This is a genomic window from Lysinimonas soli (assembly GCF_042655435.1).
Lineage (GTDB): Bacteria > Actinomycetota > Actinomycetes > Actinomycetales > Microbacteriaceae > Lysinimonas > Lysinimonas soli.
Map to the genome: position 1 here is coordinate 88,277 of NZ_JBHSMG010000003.1, position 23,630 is coordinate 111,906.

At 71.4% G+C, this 23,630-nt stretch carries 23 protein-coding genes and 1 riboswitch; of the genes, 12 read left to right on the forward strand and 11 right to left on the reverse strand.

All coding sequences use genetic code 11. The annotated features are described in order from the left end of the window. Positions 1 to 24: 24 nt before the first annotated feature. From moeB to thiO, 4 genes are read right to left on the reverse strand one after another with little or no spacing between them, the layout of a single operon-like run. Positions 25 to 1,203 carry a molybdopterin-synthase adenylyltransferase MoeB gene (moeB, locus tag ACFPJ4_RS12180; protein WP_386740714.1) on the reverse strand — a complete coding sequence of 393 codons (1,179 nt, stop codon included), beginning with the start codon at positions 1,201 to 1,203 and terminating at the stop codon, positions 25 to 27. Next, positions 1,200 to 1,991, reverse strand: a complete 792-nt coding sequence (locus tag ACFPJ4_RS12185; RefSeq protein WP_386740715.1) for a thiazole synthase — start codon at positions 1,989 to 1,991, stop codon at positions 1,200 to 1,202. The genes moeB and ACFPJ4_RS12185 overlap by 4 nt, the downstream gene beginning before the upstream one ends. Before the next feature lie 3 nt (positions 1,992 to 1,994). Further along, the gene (gene thiS, locus ACFPJ4_RS12190; RefSeq protein ID WP_386740716.1) at positions 1,995 to 2,249 is read right to left on the reverse strand and encodes a sulfur carrier protein ThiS; all 255 of its coding nucleotides are present in this window, start codon (positions 2,247 to 2,249) and stop codon (positions 1,995 to 1,997) included. Continuing rightward, a complete protein-coding gene (gene thiO, locus ACFPJ4_RS12195; RefSeq protein WP_386740717.1) occupies positions 2,246 to 3,505 on the reverse strand; it encodes a glycine oxidase ThiO in 1,260 nt (419 codons plus the stop codon). The genes thiS and thiO overlap by 4 nt, the downstream gene beginning before the upstream one ends. A gap of 70 nt (positions 3,506 to 3,575) precedes the next feature. Here thiO and thiE point away from each other — a divergent pair, with 70 nt between their 5' ends. After that, positions 3,576 to 4,220 (forward strand): thiamine phosphate synthase, encoded by a 645-nt coding sequence (gene thiE / locus ACFPJ4_RS12200; protein ID WP_386740718.1) that lies wholly within the window; start codon positions 3,576 to 3,578, stop codon positions 4,218 to 4,220. A gap of 7 nt (positions 4,221 to 4,227) precedes the next feature. Here the strand turns inward: thiE and thiD are convergent, their stop codons facing one another. From thiD to ACFPJ4_RS12215, 3 genes are all read right to left on the reverse strand, one after another. After that, entirely contained in the window at positions 4,228 to 5,766 is a 1,539-nt protein-coding gene (gene thiD / locus ACFPJ4_RS12205) for a bifunctional hydroxymethylpyrimidine kinase/phosphomethylpyrimidine kinase (RefSeq protein ID WP_386740719.1), read from the reverse strand. 71 nt (positions 5,767 to 5,837) lie between these two features. Continuing rightward, the gene (locus ACFPJ4_RS12210; protein WP_386740720.1) at positions 5,838 to 8,180 is read right to left on the reverse strand and encodes an ATP-binding cassette domain-containing protein; all 2,343 of its coding nucleotides are present in this window, start codon (positions 8,178 to 8,180) and stop codon (positions 5,838 to 5,840) included. After that, positions 8,158 to 8,826 carry an ECF transporter S component gene (locus tag ACFPJ4_RS12215; RefSeq protein WP_386740721.1) on the reverse strand — a complete coding sequence of 223 codons (669 nt, stop codon included), beginning with the start codon at positions 8,824 to 8,826 and terminating at the stop codon, positions 8,158 to 8,160. The genes ACFPJ4_RS12210 and ACFPJ4_RS12215 overlap by 23 nt, the downstream gene beginning before the upstream one ends. Positions 8,827 to 8,921: 95 nt before the next feature. Continuing rightward, positions 8,922 to 9,026, reverse strand: a riboswitch (TPP riboswitch). 162 nt (positions 9,027 to 9,188) lie between these two features. Between ACFPJ4_RS12215 and ACFPJ4_RS12220 the strand changes: the two genes are divergently transcribed. Both ACFPJ4_RS12220 and ACFPJ4_RS12225 read left to right on the forward strand, forming a co-directional pair. Further along, complete coding sequence (locus tag ACFPJ4_RS12220) at positions 9,189 to 9,827, forward strand: alpha/beta hydrolase (RefSeq protein WP_386740722.1); 639 nt, start codon at positions 9,189 to 9,191, stop codon at positions 9,825 to 9,827. 79 nt (positions 9,828 to 9,906) lie between these two features. Continuing rightward, positions 9,907 to 10,674, forward strand: a complete 768-nt coding sequence (locus tag ACFPJ4_RS12225; protein ID WP_386740723.1) for an SDR family oxidoreductase — start codon at positions 9,907 to 9,909, stop codon at positions 10,672 to 10,674. 37 nt (positions 10,675 to 10,711) lie between these two features. Here ACFPJ4_RS12225 and ACFPJ4_RS12230 read toward each other — a convergent pair whose 3' ends face one another. From ACFPJ4_RS12230 to ACFPJ4_RS12240, 3 genes are read right to left on the reverse strand one after another with little or no spacing between them, the layout of a single operon-like run. After that, a complete protein-coding gene (locus ACFPJ4_RS12230) occupies positions 10,712 to 11,893 on the reverse strand; it encodes a thiolase family protein (RefSeq protein WP_386740724.1) in 1,182 nt (393 codons plus the stop codon). A 53-nt stretch (positions 11,894 to 11,946) separates the two neighbouring features. Then, positions 11,947 to 12,558: a TetR/AcrR family transcriptional regulator gene (locus ACFPJ4_RS12235; RefSeq protein WP_386740725.1), complete on the reverse strand. Its 612-nt coding sequence runs from the start codon at positions 12,556 to 12,558 to the stop codon at positions 11,947 to 11,949. A 14-nt stretch (positions 12,559 to 12,572) separates the two neighbouring features. Then, a complete protein-coding gene (locus ACFPJ4_RS12240) occupies positions 12,573 to 13,766 on the reverse strand; it encodes an acyl-CoA dehydrogenase family protein (protein WP_386740726.1) in 1,194 nt (397 codons plus the stop codon). Positions 13,767 to 13,901: 135 nt separating this feature from the next. Between ACFPJ4_RS12240 and ACFPJ4_RS12245 the strand changes: the two genes are divergently transcribed. From ACFPJ4_RS12245 to ACFPJ4_RS12285, 9 genes are all read left to right on the forward strand, one after another. Beyond that, entirely contained in the window at positions 13,902 to 14,810 is a 909-nt protein-coding gene (locus ACFPJ4_RS12245) for an ABC transporter ATP-binding protein (protein WP_386740909.1), read from the forward strand. A 2-nt stretch (positions 14,811 to 14,812) separates the two neighbouring features. Further along, on the forward strand, positions 14,813 to 16,057 hold the full coding sequence (locus tag ACFPJ4_RS12250) for an ABC transporter permease (protein ID WP_386740727.1): 1,245 nt from the start codon (positions 14,813 to 14,815) through the stop codon (positions 16,055 to 16,057). Between the two features lie 225 nt (positions 16,058 to 16,282). Further along, positions 16,283 to 18,277 carry an Ig-like domain-containing protein gene (locus tag ACFPJ4_RS12255; protein ID WP_386740728.1) on the forward strand — a complete coding sequence of 665 codons (1,995 nt, stop codon included), beginning with the start codon at positions 16,283 to 16,285 and terminating at the stop codon, positions 18,275 to 18,277. 107 nt (positions 18,278 to 18,384) lie between these two features. Then, positions 18,385 to 19,041 carry a hypothetical protein gene (locus ACFPJ4_RS12260; protein ID WP_386740729.1) on the forward strand — a complete coding sequence of 219 codons (657 nt, stop codon included), beginning with the start codon at positions 18,385 to 18,387 and terminating at the stop codon, positions 19,039 to 19,041. 108 nt (positions 19,042 to 19,149) lie between these two features. Further along, entirely contained in the window at positions 19,150 to 19,503 is a 354-nt protein-coding gene (locus tag ACFPJ4_RS12265; RefSeq protein WP_386740730.1) for a hypothetical protein, read from the forward strand. Positions 19,504 to 19,597: 94 nt separating this feature from the next. Next, entirely contained in the window at positions 19,598 to 20,143 is a 546-nt protein-coding gene (locus ACFPJ4_RS12270; RefSeq protein ID WP_386740731.1) for a putative immunity protein, read from the forward strand. 440 nt (positions 20,144 to 20,583) lie between these two features. Continuing rightward, entirely contained in the window at positions 20,584 to 21,030 is a 447-nt protein-coding gene (locus ACFPJ4_RS12275) for an FAS1-like dehydratase domain-containing protein (RefSeq protein ID WP_386740732.1), read from the forward strand. After that, entirely contained in the window at positions 21,027 to 21,452 is a 426-nt protein-coding gene (locus ACFPJ4_RS12280; RefSeq protein ID WP_386740733.1) for a MaoC/PaaZ C-terminal domain-containing protein, read from the forward strand. Before ACFPJ4_RS12275 ends, ACFPJ4_RS12280 begins: the two co-directional genes overlap by 4 nt. Next, entirely contained in the window at positions 21,449 to 22,525 is a 1,077-nt protein-coding gene (locus tag ACFPJ4_RS12285) for a UDP-N-acetylmuramate dehydrogenase (RefSeq protein WP_386740734.1), read from the forward strand. Before ACFPJ4_RS12280 ends, ACFPJ4_RS12285 begins: the two co-directional genes overlap by 4 nt. A 64-nt stretch (positions 22,526 to 22,589) precedes the next feature. On the opposite strand, the gene ACFPJ4_RS12290 is transcribed toward ACFPJ4_RS12285, so the two are convergent. Beyond that, on the reverse strand, positions 22,590 to 23,561 hold the full coding sequence (locus tag ACFPJ4_RS12290; RefSeq protein ID WP_386740735.1) for an IS481 family transposase: 972 nt from the start codon (positions 23,559 to 23,561) through the stop codon (positions 22,590 to 22,592). Positions 23,562 to 23,630: the final 69 nt, after the last annotated feature.

Genomic DNA, 23,630 nt, shown 5'->3' on the forward strand with positions numbered 1-23,630 from the left:
TTCGACGGTTGACCGCCGGCGCGGCTAATACCGCGGCAGGGTCGGGTCGATGTCGCGCACCCAGGCGAGCACGCCGCCGGGCACGTGCCGTGCGCGGGAGTAACCGCGTCGCTGCAGTTCGGTGAGCACGGCGCTCGATCGCGCTCCCGCCTTGCAGTACAGCACGATGGCGCGGTCGAGGGACAGCTCGGGGAGGGCGTCTCCCGAGAGCAGCCCCGCCTGGGGGATGAGCCGGGAACCGGGGATGCGCACGAAGTCGTGCTCGCCGGGCTCACGCACGTCGATCAGCTCGAAGTCCTGTTCACCCCGATCCCGCGCCTCGAGCATGGTCGCCAGTTCGACGACGGTGACCTCGTCCTCGGAGACGGCGGGGGACCGCGTGGGCACGCCGCAGAAGGCCTCGTAGTCGACGAGTCCGGCGATCGGCGCCCGGGCGGGATCCGGCACGACCGAGATCTCGCGCCACGACGCGGTGAGTGCGTCGTAGAGGGAGACCCGGCCGAGCAGGCTCTGCCCGATGCCGGTGATGAGCTTGACGACTTCGACGACCATGACCGAGCCGATGACCCCGCAGAGCATGCCGAACACGCCCGCCTCGCCGCAGGAGGGAGCCGATCCGGCGGGCGGGGCATCCGGATACAGGTCGCGGTAGCTGGGGCCGTGCTTGCGCCAGAACACGCCGACCTGCCCGTCGAAGCGGTGGACCGCGCCCCAGACGGACGGCTTGCCGAGCAGTGCCGCAGCGTCGTCGACGAGGTAGCGGGTGGCGAAGTTGTCCGAGCCGTCGACGATCAGGTCGTAGTCGGCGAACAGTTCGAGGGCGTTCGAGGCATCGAGCCGGGTGTCGTGCCGGCGGACGCGCACCAGCGGGTTCAGCTCCGCGACCGCGGCGCGCGCCGAGTCGGGTTTCGTGCTCCCGACGTCGCCGACACCGTGCAGCACCTGCCGCTGCAGGTTGCTCAGCTCCACGGTGTCGTCGTCGACGATGCCCAGCGTGCCCACGCCGGCGGCGGCCAGGTAGAGCAGCACCGGCGACCCGAGCCCTCCGGCCCCGATCACGAGCACGCGGGCGTTCTTGAGCCGACGCTGGCCGAGCTCTCCGATCTCGGGGATGATGACGTGCCGGGAGTACCGTTCCCGCTCCTCGGTCGTGAGGCCGTCGGCCGGATCGACCAGGGGCACCACCGCGCTGCCGCCGCTCACAGATCGGGCCGCCCGTCCATCGCGGAGGACGCGAGCGCATGCTCCCGTCGGGGAATGCGTCCGGCCTGGGCCGCCAGCCGCCCGGCGATGACGGCGTGCCGGAAGGCCTCCGCCATGCGCACGGGGTCCTGCGCCCGGGTGACGGCCGTCGCCAGCAGGACGGCGTCGCAGCCGAGCTCCATCGCGAGGGCGGCATCCGACGCGGTGCCGATTCCGGCGTCGAGCACCACGGGAACGCTCGCGCGCGAGACGATCAGCTCGATGTTGTGCGGGTTCAGGATGCCCAGGCCGGTGCCGATCGGAGCGCCCAGCGGCATCACGGCCACGGCGCCGAGGTGCTCGAGCCGGAGCGCGAGCACGGGATCGTCGTTGGTGTAGGCGAACACTTTGAACCCGCCGGCGACGAGGCGTTCCGTGGCGTCCACCAGCTCGACGGCGTCGGGGAGGAGTGTGTGCTCGTCGGCGATCACCTCGAGCTTGACCCAGTCGGTCTCCAGGGCCTCGCGTGCGAGCTCGGCCGTCAGCACGGCCTCGCGGGCCGTGAAGCAGCCCGCGGTGTTGGGCAGCACCCGAATCCCTTGCTCCACCAGCAACTCGAAGAGCGAGCCGGCGGCGCCGGGGCTGTGGCGGCGCATCGCGACCGTCGTCAGCTCGGTGCCGGATGCCTGCAGCGCGGCGCCGAGACCCTGCAGGCTGGGTGCGCCGCCGGTGCCCATGATCAACCGGGAGCCCAGGGCGACCCCGTCGATCACGAGGGGATCGCGGGTCGGTGGTGTGGTGCCGGTCACGGTCTAGCCTCCCTGTACTGCGGCGACGATCTCGACGTCGTCCCCGGATTCGAGTGCCGTCGCGCCCCAGAGGCTTCGGGGCACGACGCCGGAGTTCCGCGCGACGGCGACGCCGAGGCGGCCGCCGTCCGTGGGCCGGCCGTCCGCGTCGATGGCGCGCCCGGTGAGTTCCGCGACGAGGTGGGTGATGGTCTCACCGGCGGTCAGCGCGCGCGCCGAACCGTTGAGGGTGATCCCGGCGGGCTGTGGTTCGGTCACGAGCGTGCTCCTGGGGTCTCGAGGGAAGGGGTGGACGGCGCGGCGGGCAGGCCGGGCGCGGAGAAGCGGTCGGGCCGGAACCTCGCCCAGCGGGTGCCGGCGGCGTCGTCGAGCAGGTCGACGCAGTGCTGAGCCGCGACGGGAGTGAGAAGCACGCCGTGGCGGAAGAACCCGGTGGCGATGATGAGTCCCGGGATGTCGCCGGCGGGGTCGGCGGGCGCGCCGAGATGGCGGGCGACTCGTCCGAGCAGCGGTGCATTGTCGGGAGTTCCGGGTCGCGCGCGGGCCGTGACCTCGATCAGCTCGAGCTCGGCCACCGCGGGGACGAGCACCTGTGCATCCCGCAGCAGTTGGTGCACGCCGCCGGCCGACACCGCCGCGGAGCCGTCCTCGCGCTGGGTGGCCCCGAGCACGACGGTCCCGTCGGAGCGGGGGACGAGGTAGACGGGCAGCCCCCGGACGAGGCCGCGGATGGTGGCGGTGAGGAGCGGCCGGAGGTGCGCGGGAATCCGCAGACGCAGGATGTCGCCGTAGACGGGGCGAAGCGGCAGACGGAGTCCGTCGGGCAGCCCTGTCAGCTCCGGGGCCGCGAGGCCGTTCGCGACGATCACCTCGTCGGCGTGCACGGCGGAGCCGTCGGAGAGCGCGACCCCCGTGACCCGCGATGACGCATCCGCCGGGTGCTCGTGCAGCAGCCCGGTCGCGTCCTGGCGGATGAACGGCTCGGAGGAGCCGGACTCCCGCCGGGCGATCTCGGCGAGGGCAGCCTGCAGCCGAGCCGCGAGTCGTCGAGGATCGACCTGGTGGTCCTGCTCGACGTCGAACGCCGCCGAGAGCTGGGGGCTGAGGAGCGGCTCGAGCGCGCGTGCCTCCCGGATGGTCAGGGGCTCCACCGTCAGCCCGTTGCGGAGTTGCGCCTCGCGCAGGTCCAACAGGGCGCGCCGGTCGGCCGGGTCGGCGCCCACGGTGATGGTGCGGGTCGCTCGGTAGCCGGCCTCGGCGGGGTCCGGCCCCAACGTCGCGACGAAGGCCGGATACCGCGCCGCCGAGTCGAGCGTCAGCTCGAGCAGGTCCTCTTCCTGGTAGTGCAGCTCGCCCACCGGGGCGAGCATGCCGGCTGCAGCATACGTGGCGCCTCCGGCGGGTTCGGGATCGACTACGGCGACCGTGCGGCCCGACCTGACGACCTCCCACGCGATCCCCAATCCGACGATCCCGGCCCCCACCACGACGACGTCCACTCGGCGCTCACTCATGGGAACCCGCCCCCTCGGCGGAGGGGCCGACCGCGGCCGTCGTCGGTCGGGGCCCCTTATCGTTGGTCGGATGAACCCCACCGACCCCCGCCTGTACCTGTGCACCGATGCCCGCACCGGCCGCGGCGACTTCGCCGACTTCCTCGATGCGGCGTTCGCCGGGGGCGTCGACATCATCCAGTTGCGGGACAAGACCATCGAGGCCGCCGAGGAGCTGGAACTGCTCGGTGTGCTCAGGGCAGCGGCGGAGCGTCACGGTCGGCTCTGGGCCGTCAATGACCGAGCCGACATCGCCGCCCTGGCGCAGGCTCCTGTCTTCCACATCGGCCAGAAGGATCTCCCGGCCGCCGCGGCCCGGCGACTGCTCGGCGCCGAGACCGTGATCGGCCTGTCGAGCCACACGCCGGGACAGGTCGACGCGGCGCTGGCTGCCCCGACCCTCGACTACTTCTGCGTTGGCCCGCTCTGGGCGACACCGACCAAGCCCGGCAGGGCCGCGGTCGGCCTCGAACTGGTCCGGCACGCGGCCGAGCGAACGGCAGCGACGGGCCGCGACATGGCCTGGTATGCCATTGGCGGCATAGATCTGGGCAACATCGAGCAGGTGGTGGATGCCGGGGCGACCCGGGTCGTCGTGGTGCGGGCGATCACCGAGGCCGACGACCCGACGGACGCCGCGCAGCGGCTGCTCGCGCACCTTCCCCCACTCGACTAGGCGCATCTCAGGCTCCCGCGTGGAGCCGTGGTGCGTCGAAGAAGTCCAGCTCGCACCGGGACGACGCCGCGAACGCCGCGCGCATCGCCGCGCGCTCCTGCGGCGACGCAGTGGTGGCGGCCGAGTCGGTGAAGGCGATCGCTCGGCGGGTGGCGACGGCGAAGGCCTCGTCGGCGTAGGTCTCGAGCCAGGCGCCGTACGGATGCGCGGCGGCATCCCCGCGGGTCTGGAAGGCGGCGTGCAAGCGCTCGCCGACCTCGGCGTACAGCCAGTAGCAGGGCAGGATCGCGGCGAGCAGCACGCCGTAGCTGCCCTGGGCGCTGATGGCAAGCAGGTGATCGACGTAGGCCTTGGTCACGGGGCCGAGCGCGGCGGGCGTCGCGTGCTCGCCCAGCCAGCTGCGATGCAGCTCCGACTCCACCTTGAGGCAGACCCCGGCCGAGTCCGCCCAGAAGACCTGCTCGGCCGGGGTCGGGGTCGGGGCCAGGGCGCTGGCTCGGGCCAGCACGCGCGAGTAGGCGTTGAGGTAGAGGGCGTCCTGGGCGATGTAGTAGCCGAAGTCCCGAGCGTCCAGGCTGCCGTCGCCCAGCCGCCGTACGAAGGGGAGCTCGAAGATCGCGGTGCGGATGGGCTCGATCTCGCTCCACAGGCTCCCGCTGAACTCCTGCCCGGCGGGCGGACGGTCGGCGAACAGGTGATGCAGATGATGGATCGGGCCGTTGCCGGCGCCCACCTCGAGCTCGTCCGCGTGCAGCAACGCCCCCTGCAGCCACTCCTTGACCTGCGCCACGGAGCGCACCCAGTCCCCGGTCCGGGCCTGCACGGTGGCGATGGCCGACGACAGCGAACAGCCGGTGCCGTGCGTGTGGCGGGTGACCACGCGCGGCGAGGCGAACTCCACCACCGTCTCGCCGAGCAGTCCCCGGGCGTCGACCAGGGCATCCGGGCAGCTGTCTCCCGTGAGGTGCCCGCCCTTGACGAGCACGATCACCCCGACCGCGGCGGACAGTCGAGTGCCCTGCTCGACCGCCTCGGCCCAGGTGGCCGCCGGCTCCTCCTGCAGCAGCACGGCGAGTTCGGGCAGGTTCGGCGTGACGAGATCGACGAGCGGCAGCAGCTCGCGCAGCGCCTGCTCCGCGGAGGGCTCGAGCAGCCGGTCCCCGCTGGTGGCCACCATGACCGGGTCGAGCACGACGAGCGGCGGCCGGGTCGCCTCGAGCCAGGAGCGCACCTCGGCGATCACGTCGACATCGGCCAGCATGCCGATCTTGACGGCGTCGATGGTGACGTCGTCGCTGACCGCGTCGAGCTGCTCGCGAAGGAACGCGACCGGCGGGGTGTGCACCGACCGCACCCCGCGGGTGTTCTGTGCGACGAGAGCGGTGACCACCGCCATGCCGTAGCCGCCGTTCGCGGCGATGCTCTTGAGGTCCGCCTGGATGCCCGCGCCACCCGTCGGGTCGGTGCCGGCGATGCTGAGCACCCGAGGCGTTGTTCTGAGGCGGAGACCGGGGCGTGTGCCGAGGTCGTCGACAGCGTGAATCATGGAGGGCATCCCTTCAGCCGTGTCCACGGGAGGTTCGGCGGCGGCGGTGCTGGCGGGCCCGGGTGCGGCGATCATCGGATCACCTGGGCGAGGAGGGGCGGCACCAGCGCCACCAGCATGCCGAGGGACATCAACGCCGAGTCGGCACGACGCCAGGGAGCCGGCTCGGCCCACGACCGCGGCGCTCCCGAACGGGCCTGCGAGAATCCGCGGGCCTCCATCGCGACGGCCATCCGGCCGGCCTGACGAAGGGACTGGATCAGCAGCCCGAAGGTGAGCGCGGCGCACTCGCGACCGCGGGCCAGCGGCGAGCGCCCGGCGCCGAGCCCCCGGACCCGACGGATGCGGGAGAGCTGATGCCACGTGTCGCCGAGCGTCTCGAATCGTCCCAGCGCGGCCACCGCAGCCACAACGGGCCGGGCTGGTAGCCGCAACCGCTGAGCCAGATGGTCGCCGAGGGCGAACGGGTCAACGAGGCCCGCCATCATGACCCCCGGGAGCACGAAGAAGGCGACCCGCAGACCGGCCGTCACGGCGACGCCGAGATCCTGCCCCGAGCCGAGCAGCCAGCTCGAGAATCCGACCGAGGTGACCGCGAGCAGTCCGGGCAGCAGCCGCCGGGGGACTCGCCGCCAGCCGAAGACCACGGGGGCGAGCGCGACTTCGACGGCCACGGCAGCCGCGGCGACCGGCAGCTCGGTGATGGAGGAGGCGCCGGCGAGCAGCAGCAGCGACGACCCGAGAAGGCTGAGCGGCCCCGCCCGCATCGCGAGACCGGACCAGCGTCGTGGGGCGTTCTCGGGCACGGGGGCGTCGATGGTGGTGGAGGCGAGGGCGCCGGGCGCTGCGCCGTCGTCGACCAGCCGGCCGCGCTCGAGCCGGACGTGCCGGTCGGCCAGGGCGATCAGAAGCGGGTCGTGAGTGGCGACGACGACCGCGACGCCGGCATCCCGTGCCGCCAGGATCACCCCCGCGACGGCGGCCCAGGTGTTGCGGTCCTGGCCGACGGTCGGCTCGTCCAGCACGAGCACGGCCGGGCCGTGCGCGATCGCGCCGGCCAGGGCGAGCCGCCGGAGTTCGCCGCCCGAGAGCGTGTGCGGATCGGCATCTCGCAGGGCCGAGAGCCCGAGAGCCGCCAGGAGACCGTCGGTGCGCTGCTCGGCTGCACGCTCGTCGCGGTCGAGCAGCCGAGCGGTGGCGAGCACGTCGTCGCGCACGGTGCGGGCGACCACCGCGAGTTCGGCCTGCTGCGGCACCCAGCCCACCCGGCGGGCCAGCTCTCGAGAGGTCCACCGCGCCGGCTGCGGGGTGGCGTCACGCCGCAGCTCGCGGGTCGCGGTCACCTCGCCGGAGGTGGGCGACTCCAGCCCGGCCATGAGCGCCGTGAGTGTGGACTTGCCCGCTCCGCTGGCGCCGACGATGGCGAGCACCTCGCCCGCGCTCGCGAGCAGGTCGACGCCCGACAGGGCCGCCACGGCATCCGGACCCTGCTCCTCGAGGTCGGCACCGAGGCCGCGGCGCCGGGCGCGCACCAGGCCCACCGCGCTCGCGGTGAGCAGCACGGTCCCGGACGCGGCCGCGCCGTCGTGCGGGGTGCACAGTTCGCGCGGGATCTCCCGTGGCCGGGGGGAGGGGAGCCCGGGCACCCAGACCCCCAGGCCGGACAGCGACGCGGCCTGTTCGCGCAAGGTCGCCTCGACCGGTCCGTCGGCGCTGATCGCCCCGCCGTCGTCGAGCACGATGGCTCGGTCGACCCCGGGCAGCCACCCGTCGAGTTGATGCTCGACCACCATCATGGTTGCGCCGCTCGCGAGTCCCGCGGCCCAGATCGCCTCGCGCACGACGGCCGCCGCGGCGGGATCGAGCATGGCGGTCGGCTCGTCGAGCAGGATCAGCCGGGGGCCGAGCGCGAGCACGCCGGCGAGCGCGAGGCGTTGCGCCTCGCCCCCCGAGACCGCGTCGACCGGATGCTCGAGGCCGTACGGGAATCCGACCGCGTCGAGCGCCTCCCGCACGGCCGCCCAGATCCGATCGCGGGACAGGCCGAGGTTCTCGGGGCCGAATGCGACCTCGCGCCCGACCCGACGGGCGACCATCGCGTCGGACGGGTCCTGCATGAGCAGGCCGACAGGGACGCCGCGGGAAGGCGCCTCCGCGTCGTCGAGGGTGACGCATCCGCCCAGGTCGCCGGACTCGACCGTGGTCAGCACCCCGGCGAGCGCGCGGAGCAGGGTCGACTTGCCGGAACCGCTCGGACCGGCAAGAAGCACCCGCTCGCCCGGCTCGATGCGGAAGGTCAGCCCGGTGAGCACGGGGAGCGCTCGCCCGTACGGCCGCCAGCTGAGCTCCCGCGCCTCGACGCGAGCACCCGTCCGGACGGGGGCGATGCCGTCAGCGCGCGGAGCGGGACTCACGGAGTTCCTGGCCCACCGGGAAGGCGTTCAGGGCACCGGTGCGAGCGAGCGCACGCGCGAGCGCGTGACCGCCCAGACCGGCGATGGCGGCGCCGCTCGCGGCGCCGCAGGCCAGGTAGACCACTTTCCAGACCGGCGTGTAGGCGGGGGTGTACGCCCACCACTCGTAGCCGATGATCTCGAGCGCCGCCGAGGCGATGCCACCGAGCACGGCGGCCCCGGCCCCGAACCGCCGCCAGCGGAACAGGGCGAGGATCGCCTCGACGCCGAGGCCCTGCAGCAGGCCGGAGAGGAGCACGGCCACGCCCCAGCCGTTGCCGAGAATCAGTTCGATGTTCGCGGCGATGAGTTCGGCGAAGAGCGCGGCGCCGGGTCGGCGCACGATCAGTCCGCCGACGACCGCGGGGATCAGCCAGACGCCGAGGGCGAGCTCGCCGGCCGGCGGGAAGCCGGCGGTGACGAGGGTGACCAGAGGGTAGACGAAGGTGTCGAATGCCCAGAAGGCGACCCCGCAAGCGACCGCGAGCATGGCCGCGGTGAGAAGGTCGACTCCGCGCCAGGCCAGAGGGCGGCCGGCGGCGCGGATGGTGCGGTTCGCGGTGACCGAGGACGTCGCGTCCTGGTCGATGGTGCGATGGGTGCTCATGTGTTCCTGCTTCCCGTGGGTCCGATGGATTCCGCGGGGGCGGCGCCCTCGTGCCGCATCCGCTCCGGAAGCCCGGAACGGGCATGGCACGAGGAAACCTGAGATTCCCGACTCCCTTCGCCGGTACTAACCGGAGCAGGTTCGAGGGTCTGCGGCGTACCGCACTCTCAGCGCCCGAAGGCGCTCCCCTGTCGTTCTTCGACGAGACTATCGGGCGCACTCCTCCGGTGCGAACCGTCGCAAGGCAGGGTCGGGCGAGAGGTCGTCAACGCGTGGGTCGGCTCCCTGTCGCGTTCGGCCTAATCTGAATGTCCGCGCACGCACGAGAACGAGGTCGAATGCCCCCCGAGAAGCATCCCCGATTGCATGTCATCGTCCTGCCGGGAGGGGGATACCGCGTCCACGCCGATCACGAGGCCGAGCCGGTTCGGGACTGGCTCGTCGACGCCGGCCTCGAGGCCAGCGTGTTCCGCTATCCGGTCGGCACCCGGCACCCGGGCCCCCTGGATGCGATCCGCTCGGCCGTGCGCGAACGCCGGGACGCCGGGGCATCGCACGTGGGGCTGATCGGTTTCTCGGCCGGCGCGCACGCCGCCGGGATGGCCGCCCTGGCGCCGGGAGCCGCCGACTCCGAGCGGGTGGATCTGGCGATCCTCGCCTACCCCGTGGTCTCGATGCAGCTGCCGACCCATGCCGGCTCGCGCGCCGAGCTGCTCGGCGCCGACGCGAGCGATGCGCTGCGCGGAGAGACCTCGCTCGACCGGCTCGTCACGCCGCAGGCCCCGCCGTTCTTCATCTGGCACACGGCGGCCGATGACCTGGTTCCGGTCGAGCACAGCTACCTGCTCGGGTCGGCGTTGGCCGACGCGGGGGTGCCGCACGGGCTGCACGTCTTTCCCGAGGGCGGTCACGGCCTCGGACTCGCGCGAGGTTCCGGCACGGCCGAGCGCTGGCCGGAGCTCTGCATCGACTGGCTGCGGGAAGGCGGCTGGCTGGCCTGAGCTCCCGGCCGGCCTGAGATCGTAGGCTGGGTGGGCGCCGTCCCGGTCCGGCCGGCCATTCGTTCACAGGAGAACAGCGATGCAGATCAACGGGATCACCGCTCTCGTCACGGGTGCCGCATCCGGCCTCGGTGCCGCGACCGCCCAGGCCTTGGTCGCCAAGGGCGCCGCCGTGATCGGCCTCGACCTTCCGTCCGCCGTCGAGGCGCACGCCGGGGCGACGCCGGAGGGGGTGCGTCTGGTCGGAGCCGACGTGACGAGTGAGGAGCAGGTGCGCGCCGCGCTCGCGACGATCGGCCCGGACGACCCGCCCCTGCGTCTCGTGGTGAACTGCGCCGGCATCGCGCCGGCCCGCCGCATCCTGTCGTCGAAGGGCACCCACGAGCTCGAGCTGTTCCGCCGGACGATCGAGATCAACCTCATCGGCACCTTCAACGTGCTGCGTCTCGCCGCCGAGGTGATCGCGGCCACCGAGCCGGAGGGCGAGTTCGGCCAACGCGGCCTGATCGTCAACACCGCGTCGGTCGCCGCCTTCGAGGGTCAGATCGGCCAGATCGCCTACTCCGCCTCGAAGGGCGGAGTCGTGGCGATGACCGTGCCGGCGGCCCGCGATCTCGCGCGCTCGGGTATCCGGGTCAACACGATCGCCCCCGGCATCATGGACACCCCGATGCTCGCCGCGCTCGGACCCGAGGTCAACGCCTCGCTCGCCGCCGGCGTGCCGTTCCCGCACCGACTCGGGCGCCCCGACGAGTACGCCCAGCTCGTCGTCATGCTCGCCGAGCACGACTATCTCAACGGCGAGACGATCCGCATGGACGGCGCCCTGCGTTTGGCGCCGCAGTAGCCGCAGTCGTCGCGCGGCGGCGGAACCGGCTGGCCCTCTAGACCCGCTCGATGATCGTGGCGTTGGCCATGCCGTTGCCCTCGCACATGGTCTGCAGGCCGTAGCGGCCGCCCGTCGCCTCGAGGTGGTTGAGCATCGTCGCGAGCAGGCGACCGCCGGATGCGCCGAGCGGGTGCCCGAGAGCGATCGCGCCGCCGCGCGGGTTGAGCTTGTCTGGGTCGGCTCCGGTCTCGGCGAGCCAGGCCAGCGGAACCGAGGCGAACGCCTCGTTGACCTCGTAGACATCCAGATCGTCGATGCCCAGGCCGGCGCGCTCGAGCACCTTGCGGGTCGCCGCGATGATGCCGGTGAGCATGAGGATCGGATCGCTTCCGATGACCGAGAAGCTGTGGAAGCGCGCTCGCGGGGTGAGCCCCAGCTCGCCGGCCTTGCGCTCGCTCATGATGAGCGCGGCGGAGGCGCCGTCGGTGAGCGGGGAGGAGTTGCCGGGCGTGATCTTCCAGTCCGTCAGCTCGGGAAAGCGCTCGGCGGCTTCGTCGCTGCGGAACGCGGGGGCGAGCGTCGCCAGGCCCTCGACCGTCGTGCCGGGCCGGACGGTCTGGTCGTCGGTGATCGAGACACCGTCGACCTCGACCGGCACGATCTCGTTCGCGAAGGCTCCGGATGCCGCCGCGGCCGCCGCTCGCTGGTGCGACCGTGCCGCGAACTCGTCGAGTTGCTCGCGCGAGATCCCCCAGCGCTGCGCGACCAGCTCGGCCGAGACGCCCTGCCCGATGAGCCCGCCCGGGTACCGCGCCGCGATCGCCTTGCCGTAGGGGTCGAGGCCGAGGGCGGCGAACCCGATCGGGTTGCGGCTCATCGCCTCGACGCCGCAGGCGATGACGACGTCGTAGGCCCCGGCGATGATGCCCTGCGCCGCGAAGGTCGCGGCCTGTTGGCTCGAGCCGCACTGCCGGTCGATCGTCGTCGCCGGCACGTGCTCGGGGAATCCCGCGGCGAGCACGGCGTTGCGGGCGATGTTGACCGACTGCGTGCCGGCCTGCGAGACGCATCCGCCGATCACGTCGTCGAGCAGGGCCGGGTCGAGCCCGGAGCGCTCGACGAGCGCGGTCAACGTGCCGGCCAGCAGGTCGACCGGGTGCACCGGGTTGAGCGCTCCGCCCGGCTTGCCCCGACCCGACGGGGTGCGGATGGCATCGACGATCACTGCAGTGGGCATGGCGTCCTCCTCGACGTGCTTTTCGGTTGGTCTCCGGCGCTCGGGGCGCCGGCTCAGCTCGGCCGGATGATGCCGTTCACGACCAGGTTGGCCAGGTCGGCATACGATTCGGCGTCGGTCAGTCCGGTGTTCTTCGCGAACACCCCCTGCTGGATGCGCACCATGGCCGAGGTCACGACCTCGGCCACGAACTCGGCGGGCACGTCGCGGAAGGCCCTCAACTCGATGCCGTCGAGGATCAGCTCGCGCACGCGCTGCGTCGCGATGACGGTGTTGCGCTCGTAGATCTCGCGGGCCGGCGGGAAGGCGGCCACGTCATCCATGAAGGCGGCGGATGCCGGTCGCAGCTCGTCGGCGACCGCCAGCAGATAGGCCTCGACGCGGCGTACCGGGTCGGACTCGGCCGCGACCCGTCGTTCCACGCGCTCGGCGGCCTCGCGGAAGAACGAGACGACGACGGCGCGGATCAGCTGCTCGCGGGACCCGGCCAAGGCGTAGATCGTCGACTTCGAGCAGCGCAGGGCGACGGCGGCCTGCTCGAGCGTGTAGCGGGCGAAGCCGCGCTCGAGGGTCAGGGCGACGAGCCGGGCGAAGACGTCCGCCTGACGTGGGCTGTGTTCGCGGCCGACGAGTTCGACGGCGAACGAGGGGCTGTAGCTCGACACGACGCGCCCTCCGTTCAGCCGACTCGGTGGACGCCGGGCCGGCCTTCCGAGCGTACCGCCGCCGTTCGCGAGGGGTTCAGTCCGCGACTGATGACGAGTCGCTGGATCTGGTTGGTGCCTTCGAAGATCTGCATGATCTTGGCTTCGCGCATGTAGCGCTCGACGGGGAAGTCGGTCGTGTAGCCGTAGCCGCCGAGCACCTGCACGGCATCGGTCGTGACCTTCATGGCCGCGTCGGTCGCGATGAGCTTGGCCACCGACGCCTGACGGCTGTACGGATGCCCGGCATCGCGTCGCCGGGCCGCATCGAGGTAGGTGGCGCGCGCCGAGTCGACGGCGGCCGCCATGTCGGCCAGCAGGAACCCCAGGCCCTCGTGATCGAAGATCGGCTTGCCGAACGCGGTGCGCTCCCGGGCGTACTGCACGGCGACGTCGAGTGCGGCCTGGGCGAGTCCGGTGGCGACCGCGGCGATTCCGAGCCGACCCGAGTCGAGGGCGCTGAAGGCGATCGGCAGACCCTCTCCCTCGACGCCGATGAGGCGATCGCTCTCGAGAAAGGCGCCGTCCCAGAAGGCGCCCGCGGTGGGGATCGCGTGCAGGCCCATCTTCTGCTCGGGCGGACCGAACTGCAGTCCATCGACCCGGCCGGGGGCGAGAAAGCACGAGACCCCGCGTGAGCCCGGCGCCGTGCGGGCGAAGAGCGTGTAGAAGTCGGCGCGTCCACCGTGCGTGATCCAGGCCTTCGAGCCCGTGACCAGGTAGCCGCCGTCCACCGCGTCGGCACGGCAGCTGAGGGCGGCCGCGTCCGACCCGGCGTGGGGCTCGGAGAGGCTGTAGCCGCCGATCAGCTCGCCGGTCAGCATCCGGGGCAGCCACTCGTCCTTCTGCCCGGCCGAGCCGTACTGCACCATCGGAAAGCAGGCCATGACGTGCACGCTCGTGGCGACGGCGACCGACGACCAGCGCGACGCCAGCTCTTCGAGCACCTGGAGGTAGACCTCGTAGGGCTGCCCGCCGCCGCCGTACTGCTCGGGGTAGGGCAGTCCGAGAACGCCGGCATCGCCGAGCAGCTGGAACAGCCCGTCGGGGTAACGGGCGTCGCGCTCGTACTCGTCCACGAGCGGGGCGAGCTCGTGGTCGGCGATGTCGCGGACGAGGTCGAGCAGTAGTTCCGCCTCCGGGGTCGGGAGCAGACGATCGACGGGCATGCGGCCTCCAGTGCTGTACGCATGATGATACGTGCGTACAGTTCGCCCGGCTAGTGCTCTCGGGAATGGTGGTGCAGGTGCGGGGCCCTCCGGGCGTATCGACGGTCGGTGTGACGGATTAGCCTTGCTCGGGTGATGAATGCTCCGATCGTCGAGATCGACCACTTCCGAATGGACTTCTCGAATGTCACGGTGATCGACGACCTCTCGTTCGAGGTGCGACGCGGCGAGACCTTCGGCTTCCTCGGCAGCAACGGCTCGGGCAAGACGACGACGCTTCGCGCCCTGCTCGGCATCTACCGGCCGACCGCGGGCCGCCTGCTGATCGACGGGCGGCCGTTCACCCCGGAGCACTCGCGGCGGCTCGGCTATCTGCCGGAGGAGCGCGGCCTCTACCGCAAGGAGTCGGTCATCGACGTGATGACCTACTTCGGCCGGTTGAAGGGGCTCACCAAGGAGGCGGCGCGGCGTTGGTCGCTCGGCTATCTCGAGCGGGTCGAGATCGGCGACAAGGCGAAGACGCGCATCGACAAGCTCTCGGGCGGGCAGCAGCAGAAGGTGCAACTCGGCGTGACGATCATGAACGAGCCCGAGCTGCTGATCCTCGACGAGCCGACCAAGGGCTTCGACCCCGTGAACCGCCGGCTGCTGATGAACATCATCGACGAGCAGCGGGCCGCCGGCGCCACGGTGCTCATGGTGACCCACCAGATGGAGGAGGTCGAGCGGCTGTGCGACCGCATCATCCTGTTGAAGGACGGCGCGGCCCGCGCCTACGGGACGGTGCCCGAGGTGCAGGAACAGTTCGGCGGTCTCACGATCGCGGTCGACTACGGCGGCACCCTTCCGGTCTCGCCCGGCTATGAGGTCGTCGAGACCCATGACGGGCACGCCGTGCTCGGCGTCGGCAGCGAAGCGGACCTCGCGGGCATCCTGCGCGGGCTGCTCGACGCGGGGCTGACGGTCACCCGCTTCGAGCCTCGACGCCGGTCGCTCGACGACATCTTCGTCGAGGTCTACGGCACCGATGAGAAGGGCGAGTGAACGTGGCTCAGCACAACCTGCGCACCGTCGTCAGTTTCGAGTTCGGTCGCAGCCTCGCCAAACCGCAGTTCTGGATCATCACCCTGGTGGTGCCGGTCGCCCTCATGGTGGTCTTCGCCCTGGTGTTCCTGTCGAACAGCGCGACGGCCGATGCGGCATCCGCTCAGAAGAATGCCCACCTGAGCTTCGGCTACCGCGACAGCTCCGGCATCATCGACCCCGCCCTCGCGAGCAAGATGGGCGGCCACCCGGTCGGCGACGCCACCGCGGCGGTCGCCGCCGTGAAGGCGGGCACGAGCCAGGCCTTCTTCGACTTCCCCGCCGACCCGGCCAAGCAGACGATCAAGGTCTACGGCAAAGACAAGGACATCTTCGGCAACGGCGTCTACGAGTCGGTCGCGGTCGCCCTGCTCCAGTCGAGCGCCGAAGAGAAGGTCGATTCGCCCCAGCTCGTCGCGCTCGTCAGCGGCAACGTGCACACGGTCAGCACCACCTATCGCGACGGGCACCAGGCCGCCGGGATCAACGGCGTGATCGCGCCGATCCTCTACCTCGTGGCGTTCTACCTGGTGATCCTGCTGCTGGGCAATCAGATGCTCTCGTCGACCCTCGACGAGAAAGAGAACCGCGTGACCGAGATGATCCTCACCACGATCAACCCGACGGCGCTGATCCTGGGGAAGATCGTCTCGTTGTTCGCGACCGGGCTCGTGCAGATGGTCGTCTTCGCGATCCCCCTCGCCCTCGCCTACGGCCTGTTCCGCACCCAGCTGAACATCCCCACGCTCGACCTGAGCACGCTGGTGCTCGACCCGCAGCAGATGATCATCGGAGCGCTCATCCTGATCGGCGGCTTCGCGCTGTTCACCGGCAGCCTGGTCGCCCTCGGGGCGGTCATGCCCACGGCGAAGGATGCCGGCCCCATCTTCGGCGCCCTCATGATCTTGATCTTCATCCCGTTCTACATCGTGACCCTGATCGTGTCCGAGCCCACCGCGCTGATCGTGCAGATCTTCACCTGGTTCCCGTACTCGGCTCCCGTGACGGCGCTGCTGCGCAATGCCTTCGGCGGGCTGCCGCTCTGGCAGGGCATCGCCCTCTCGGCGGAGCTGTTGCTGCTGGCCGTGATCGTGCTCCGGGTCGCGGTGCAACTGTTCCGCTTCGGCTCGATCGAGTACAGCCGTCGGGTGTCGATCAAGGATGCGCTCACGCCGCACCGCACCTCGGGATCACTGCCCCGCCCGTGAACGTGCCGCCGACCGCCCGAGTGGGGGAAGCCCGGGCGGTCGACGAGTCGGAGCGGGTCAGGCGCCCGGTCGCACGGTGCTCGCGGGCGGACGCATCCAGGGAGTACACCCACGAGGGCCGGCGATGATGACGCGGAAATCATGAGTTGTTTTCGGCGTCATGATGAAAGGGGAACGGGGTCTGAGTAAGTAGGGCATATCGCGCCCGATCGATGGTGAGGGCTAATGGACCGCGACGACCGGCGGGTCAGCGACGAGGGGCTCGTCGAGCGTGCGCGCGCGGGCGACGTGCGCGCCTTCGGGGTGCTCTGGGAGCGCCACGCGCGAGCCGGCCTCACCGTGGCGAGCCGGTTCCGCTCGATCGCGGAGCCCGACGACATCGTGGCCGAGGCGTACATGCGGATCCTGCGCGCGGTGCAGCGCGGCGGCGGCCCGAACGAGGCGTTCCGCCCGTACCTGTATCGGACGATCCGCAACGTCGCGCTGAGGTGGAAGCCCGACACCGATCCGGCCTCCCTCGAGGATGTCGACGACCCCGCCGACGACCGTCCCGGTCCCGAGGAGGTCGCGATCGGGTCGACGACGACGGTTCGCGCCTTCCGCACGCTGCCCGAGCGGTGGCAGACGGTGCTCTGGTACACGGAGGTCGAGGGGATGGAGCCGGCGCAAGTCGCCCCGCTCCTCGGGCTCACGGCGAACGCGACGGCGGCCCTGGCCTATCGCGCCCGCGACGGACTCAAGAACGCCTGGTTGCAGGCGCACGTCAGCGGCATCCGGGTGGCGCCCGAATGCCGCTGGACCACGGCACGCATGGGCGAGTACGCGCGCGGTGGTCTGACCCCGCGGGCGAGAGTCCGTTTCGCCGAGCACCTCAAGACCTGTGCGAGTTGTTCGATCCTGCTGGAGGAGGTCGACCAGCTGAGCACGAGGCTGGCGGCGTTCCTGTTCCCCCTGATGATCGGCGGGGCCGCTGCAGCGGCGCTCCTGGCGCAGCGGCAGTCGTCGGGCGGCCAGGCGTCGGCGAGTTCCGCCGGGGGCTCGGCCGGCGCGACCGGTTCTGCCGGCGCGACCCCGATGATCGTGAGCGGCCCGAGCCGCGGCATCGTCGCGCTGATCGCGGCGGCGGCCGTCGTGCTCGTGGCGGGCGGCGCCTTCGCGGCATCGGCGTCCTTCTCCACCGCCACCCCGCGGGCGTCGGCACCCGAGGCGTCGTCGACGCCGTCGCACACCACGCGCCCGACACCGCCGTCGCCGACCCCCAGCCCGACCACGGCGGCGGATCCGCCGGTCGTACCGGCTCCCGCCGCTCCCGTCGCACCTCCCGTGACCCGACGGCCCACGCAGCCCGCCCCGCCCGCGCCGGCCCCGCCCGACACCACGCCACCGGCCGCGCCGGTCGTGACGGCTCCGGTCGACGGCCTGCTCAGCTCCGATCCGCTGCCCCGGTTCACCGGCACAGGGGAGGCGGGCGTCGTCGTGCGCGTCCAGCGTCTCGGGGCCGACGGCGTGACCGTCCTCGACCAGACCGGTTCCGCAGTGGTCGCCGCCGACGGCTCCTGGGTCGTCGCGGCCTCGGGCCCGGTGCCCGACGGGGCCTGGCAGTTCGAGGTGACATTGACGGATGCCGCCGGCAACGTGTCCTCGGCGATCCGCCGCACCCTGACGGTCGACAGTGTCGCGCTGCCGCCGTCGGTCGACCCGCTCGCCGCGCCGCCCCTGCTCTGGCTCCCCGACGTGAAGGGTCTGGCCGAGCCGAACGCGACCGTCGAACTCCAGGACGAGAGCGGGCGCGTTCTGGGAACCGCGACGGCCGACGCGTCCGGGGCCTGGAGCATTCCGGTTCCCGATCCGGCGCGTGACGACGAGACGGTGGTGGCGATCCAGACCGATCCGGCGGGCAATCGCTCCGCGGCGTCCACCGCTCTCGGGCCGCTCGTCTTCGACCGTCCGACCCTGCTCGAGCCGACAACCGGGAGCACGGTGCCGACCACGGGAGGGTCGACCTCGGTGCAGGTGCAGATCGGCGGCATCGCCGGAATGCAGGTCGAGGTCTTCGTCGACGGCGTCTCGACCGGCAACATCCACACCCTCACGAGCGCCCCGATCGTCCGCGTCACCCAGGCCCTTCCCGACGGCCCGCACCGCATCGGGGTGCGCTACGTCGACCTGGCGACGGGCCGGGTCGGGTCGATCACGACCGTCCAGTTCGCGATCGGATAGCACTCTGCCTATCGGCGCCGACCGCGCCGGAGTCGCCTCGCGGGGAACGTAGAGTGACCGTGACCAGGTGGTGGGCGCGGTTCGCGGCTCGAGATCGACGGAGAGCAGTGAACAGGGCAGTCCTCGCAGTGGCAGTCGGAGTCATCCTGGGCGGCATGACGGGGTGCTCGACGTTGTCGCCGCAGATCGCCCTCACCCCACAACCGACGCTGTCGCCGCCGTCGGCCGTCACCGCGGTGCCGGCAGCGCAGACGCCGCTGCGGACGGTCCACACGCCCGCCGTGGTGGTCGTCGACGAGCAGCTGAGCGCGGGGGAGTGCCATGCCCGCACGGTCGATGCGACCCGGGGCGACTACCTGCCGGATGCCGCCTGCACCCCCGGTGCGATCGATCCGGCGGTCAGCCAGGCCGACATCCAGCAGACCATCTGCGTTCGCGGCTACACGGCCACGGTGCGTCCCCCTGCGGCCGCCACCGGGCGGTTCAAGTCGATCAGCTATGCCGCCTACTCGGAGCAGTACTCCACGACGACCGAGCTGGATCACCTCGTGCCGCTGGAACTCGGCGGCGCATCCTCGGCGTCGAACCTGTGGGTCGAGCCGAACCGGACTCTCGCCTCCTCGTTCAACAATCCGAAGGACAAGGTCGAGAACTCGCTCCACGCCGCGGTGTGCAATGGAACCGTGACGCTCGCCGCCGCGCAGAACGCGATCGCCGCCGATTGGACCACCGCCCTCGCCGCGCTGCATCTCGGGGCGGGCTGACCCGGGGGCCGGCCGACCCGGGGGCCGGCCGACCCGCGGGATTCGATAGGCCTGGCCCCGTCGCCTTGACTGTTTTCTCGACGTTCGCGACATCAGGGGAGAACACGCATGAGCAACGCAGGCACTACCGCCACCGACTCCGACCGGGATGCCGGCGCGCTCGTGGAGAAGTGGGTCGAACTGTGGAACGGCGACTACTCGCTCGCCGCGCAGATCATCTCGGACGGCAACCGCGTGCACGCCGCGATGTTCGACGGAGGGGATGGAAGCGCCGTCGGCGGGGTGTCGGGAATGGTCGACTTCGTCACGCAACTGCGATCCCTGCTGCCCGATCTCGTCTCCTCCGTCGAAGTCGGCCCCATCATCGACATCCTGCGAGTCGCCGACCAGCAGGCCGTCGAGTACTGGCTCAACGCCGACACGCTCGGCCTCGTGACTCAGTTGCAGCTCGGCGCGGGCTGACGCGGGCTGCCAATGTGAGGCTGACTCGGTTCAGCCGAGAGTCTGCCGTGCCGGGCACGACAGTTGCTCGCACGATGCGGCGAGAATAGGGATGATGTCCTCTCCGCAAGCGCTGAGCGATTCCGACCGGCGATGTGTGGCCGCATGGGCCGCCGACTGCGCTGAGCACGTCGTCGAGTTGTTCGAGGCCGAGGCGCCCGCCGACGGTCGCCCCCGTGACGCGATCGAGCGGACCCGTGCCTACAGTCGCGGTGAACTCGAAGCGGCTGGGGAGATCCGCCGCCGTTTCGTGGCCGGCCGCGCAGCAAGCGCCGTGAGCTCGCCCGCCGCGGTCGCGGCGGCTCGCGCCGCCGCGCAGGCCTCAGGTGTTGCGCACATGGGCGCGCACGCCCTGGGTGCCGCTGCGTATGCGGCAAAGGCAGCGGGTCTGGCCGCGTCGGATGAAGCCGCCGCAAGGCGTCGCGAGGTCAGTTGGCAGTTGGCGCACATGACAGCGCCGGTCAGGGCTGCCCTTCGACGACTTCCGCCGGTCGGCGAAGACTCGGCCGGTCCGCTCGGCGGAGGCCTCTTGGCTTCCGGCGTTCTCGCGGCAGTCATCCGCGAGCTGCAGGCCGCTGTGCGGCAGCCTGACGTGCGATAGCCATTGTTTCCGGTACGGCGTTGTTGGGGCCAGCGCGGTGACGATCGACAGGGGCGCAACCCACTCCGGAAACCGACAATTGTCGGCGGCGGCTGCGAGAATAGAGATATCCGCGACACGCCGAAAATCACTACATCTAGTGGAATGACATCCGTGGCATTCCGGTTATATAGTGAGAACCCATCCCGGGGATGCGCGGGAGATGAGACTCAGAAGGAGGATCGCCATGAACGACGTCGACAGCGTGGGCGGTTACGCGGTTCCGGTCGATCCGATGGACGACCTGCAGTGCGACAGCTGCCAGTAAGGCGCACGCACTAGCCCTAAGACCCCCCCAAGCAGTACCGAAAGCCCCGGTCGACCGAGAAGGTCACCGGGGCTTTCACTTGCCCGCCCAGCATCCACGCGTCGGCCGTGCGCCCCCTCGGTAGGCTCGACTCGTGCCAGTGAATCCCGGGCTCGCAGGCCGCAGCTACCCTGCGACCGCTCCCTACCTCGTCGGGCGAGAGAAGGTGCGCGAGTTCGCGCGCGCCGTGCTCGCCACCAGTCCGCTCAACCTCGATCCGGATGCCGCCCGAGCCGCCGGTTACCCCGATGTGGTCGCCCCACCGACCTTCGCGGTCGTCGTGCAGGAGCAGACCCTCGCCCAACTGCTGGCCGATCCGGATGCCGGCATCGACTTCTCGCGCGTCGTCCACGGCGACCAGCGCTTCACCTTCACCCGCCCCATCGTGGCTGGCGACGAACTCACCGCGACCCTCACCGTGACGAGCGTCAAGACCCTCGGCGGCCACAGCATGGTGACCGCGGAATCCGCCATCGTCGGCGCGGACGGCGACCACGTCGTCACCGCGACCTCGACGCTCGTCGTGCGGGGTGACGAATGAGCGAGCTCACCGTCGGCGCCGTCGTCGCCGAGCGCACCTTCCACCTCACGCGCGACACCCTCGTGCGCTACGCCGGCGCCTCGGGCGACTTCAACCCGATCCACTACCGTGACGACGTCGCGATCTCGGTCGGCCTCGACGGCGTGCTTGCCCACGGGATGCTCACCATGGGCCTCGCCGTTCAGCCGGTCGTCGACTGGCTGGGCGGCGACAGCGGCAAGGTGCTCGACTACCAGGTGCGGTTCACCCGCCCGGTGTTCGTGGATGCCGCCACCGGCGCGGACGTGACCGTCCTCGCCAAGGTCGGCGTGCTCGACACCCTTCCGGACGGCCGCCCCAGCGCCCGCATCGACCTCACCGTGACCTTCCGCGACGAGACCGTGCTCGGCAAGGCCCAGGTGCGGGTGGCGCTGCCCGCGTGAACCTCTCCGAGCTCACCACGCTGCGCGTCGGCGGCCCCGCCGCGCGCCTGCTGCAGCCGGCGACGCGCGATGAGCTGGTCGCCACCGCCCTCGAGCTCTGGTCGGGATTCGACGAGTGGTTCGTGCTCGGCGGCGGGTCCAACGTGGTCGTGGCCGACGAGGGCATCGACGGCGACGTGCTGCGCGTGGTCACGCGGGGTATCGAGCGCACCGACTCCGGCATCCGGGTGCAGGCGGGCGAACCGTGGGACGGCGTCGTCGAGTACGCGGTCGCGAACGGGCTGGCGGGCATCGAGGCGCTGAGCGGCATCCCGGGCACGGCGGGGGCCGCCCCGATCCAGAACATCGGTGCGTACGGTCAGGAGCTCGGCGAGACGCTCGTGGCGATCGACTTCCTGGACTTCGCCACGGGCGACGTCCTGCGGCTGCCGACCGCCGAACTCGGGCTCGGGTACCGCACGAGCGAGCTCAAGCGCGGGCGCCTCGGCGTCGTGCTGTCCCTCGAGTTGGCGCTCACGGCATCCGGTGACGGGCTCTCGCGGCCGATCGCCTACGAGCAGCTGGCGAAGGACCTCGGCGTGCAGCCGGGCGAGCACGTTCCCCTCGCGCAGCTGCGCGCGGCCGTCATCGCGCTGCGCGCCTCGAAGGGCATGATCTGGGATGCCGCCGATCCCGACTCGATCAGCGCCGGCTCGTTCTTCACCAACCCGATCGTGAGCGAGAACTTCGCCCGCGGGCTCCCCTCGGATGCACCGCGCTGGCCCACCGAGCCCGAGCGCCCGCCGCGGGTGCTCCCCCTCGGGGCGCCCATCCCCGTGGCGCCGGCCTCGGGGGAGTACTTGGTCAAGCTCAGCGCGGCGTGGCTCATCGAGCACTCGGGGATCTCACGCGGCTTCGCCCTGCCGGGTTCGGGTGCGGCGATCTCGAGCAAGCACACGCTGGCGATCGTCAACCGGGGGCACGCGACCGCGCGTGACATCGTGCAGTTGGCCGGCTACGTGCAGACGCGCGTGATGTCGGAGTTCGGGGTGCTGCTGCAACCGGAGCCCGTGCTCGTCGGCGTGCACCTCTGACGCACCGCGTCCTCCCTCACCGGGCGCCGCGAGGGGCCACGGCGCGGCACCGCGCGACCCGGCGCTAGATGTTCTGACCTGGACCGTTGTTGATTCGGTCGATGGGGCGTTGGCCTCCGATGCCGGAGTGGGGCCGTTCCAGGTTGTAGTAGTCGAGCCAGGGTTGCAAGGCGTTGGCGCGTTCGGTGTTCGAGGTCCAGGCGCGGGAGTATGCCCATTCGGTGGCGAGGGTGCGGTTGAGGCGTTCGACTTTGCCGTTGGTCCAGGGGTGTGCGGGTTGGATGAATCGTTGCTGGATGCCCAGCTCGGCGCAGGTGGCGGCGAGCTCGCGTGAACGTCGGTAGGCGAATGCGTTGTCGCTGATGATCGCTTCGATGCGGACGCCGAGTTTTGCGTAGTGGGCAACGGCGCGGCGCAGGACCACGGCGGCTGTAGTGCCCTTCTCGTCGTCGCAGCGCTCCACGAACGCGAACCGGGAGTGGTCGTCGATCGCGGTGTGGAGGTAGTCGTAACCGATCCCGCGCCCCCTGGCTTGCTCGCTGCGACCGTGAACGCGCCAGCCGCCGCCGTCCGGGATGCGGCCGATCTTCTTCACGTCGATGTGCAGCAACGCGCCCGGGTAAGGGTGCTCGTAGCGGTTCGGCGATCGCCGTGACCCCCTGATCAGCACCCCGGTGATCGGATCGACATCACATAACGCGGGAACCTGCCTGCGCACCAGGATCCGACCGACCGTCGACGCCGGCACTCCCGTCTTCGCGGCGATCGTGAGCGCGCCTCGCCGCGTCAGCATTCGGGCGATCAGCACCCGCGTCTCCCGACAGGGGCTCGTGCGCCGAGGATGCGAGTGCGCGACACTGGGCCGGTCGATCAGACCAGCCAGCCCTTCCGCGCGGTATCGTCGCCACCACTTCCACGCCGACGTGCGCGAGATACCCATCTCGGACGCGACATGAGCCACTGGCCTGCCGGCCGCGATCCGCTGAACCATCGTCAACCTGCCAACCGGCGTCAACCGGGCATTACCGTGAGACACGAGAGACCTCCGTCATCGAGCAAGGAACCTGAACAGCTCCACTCGACCCGGAGGTCTCTCCCTAAGTCA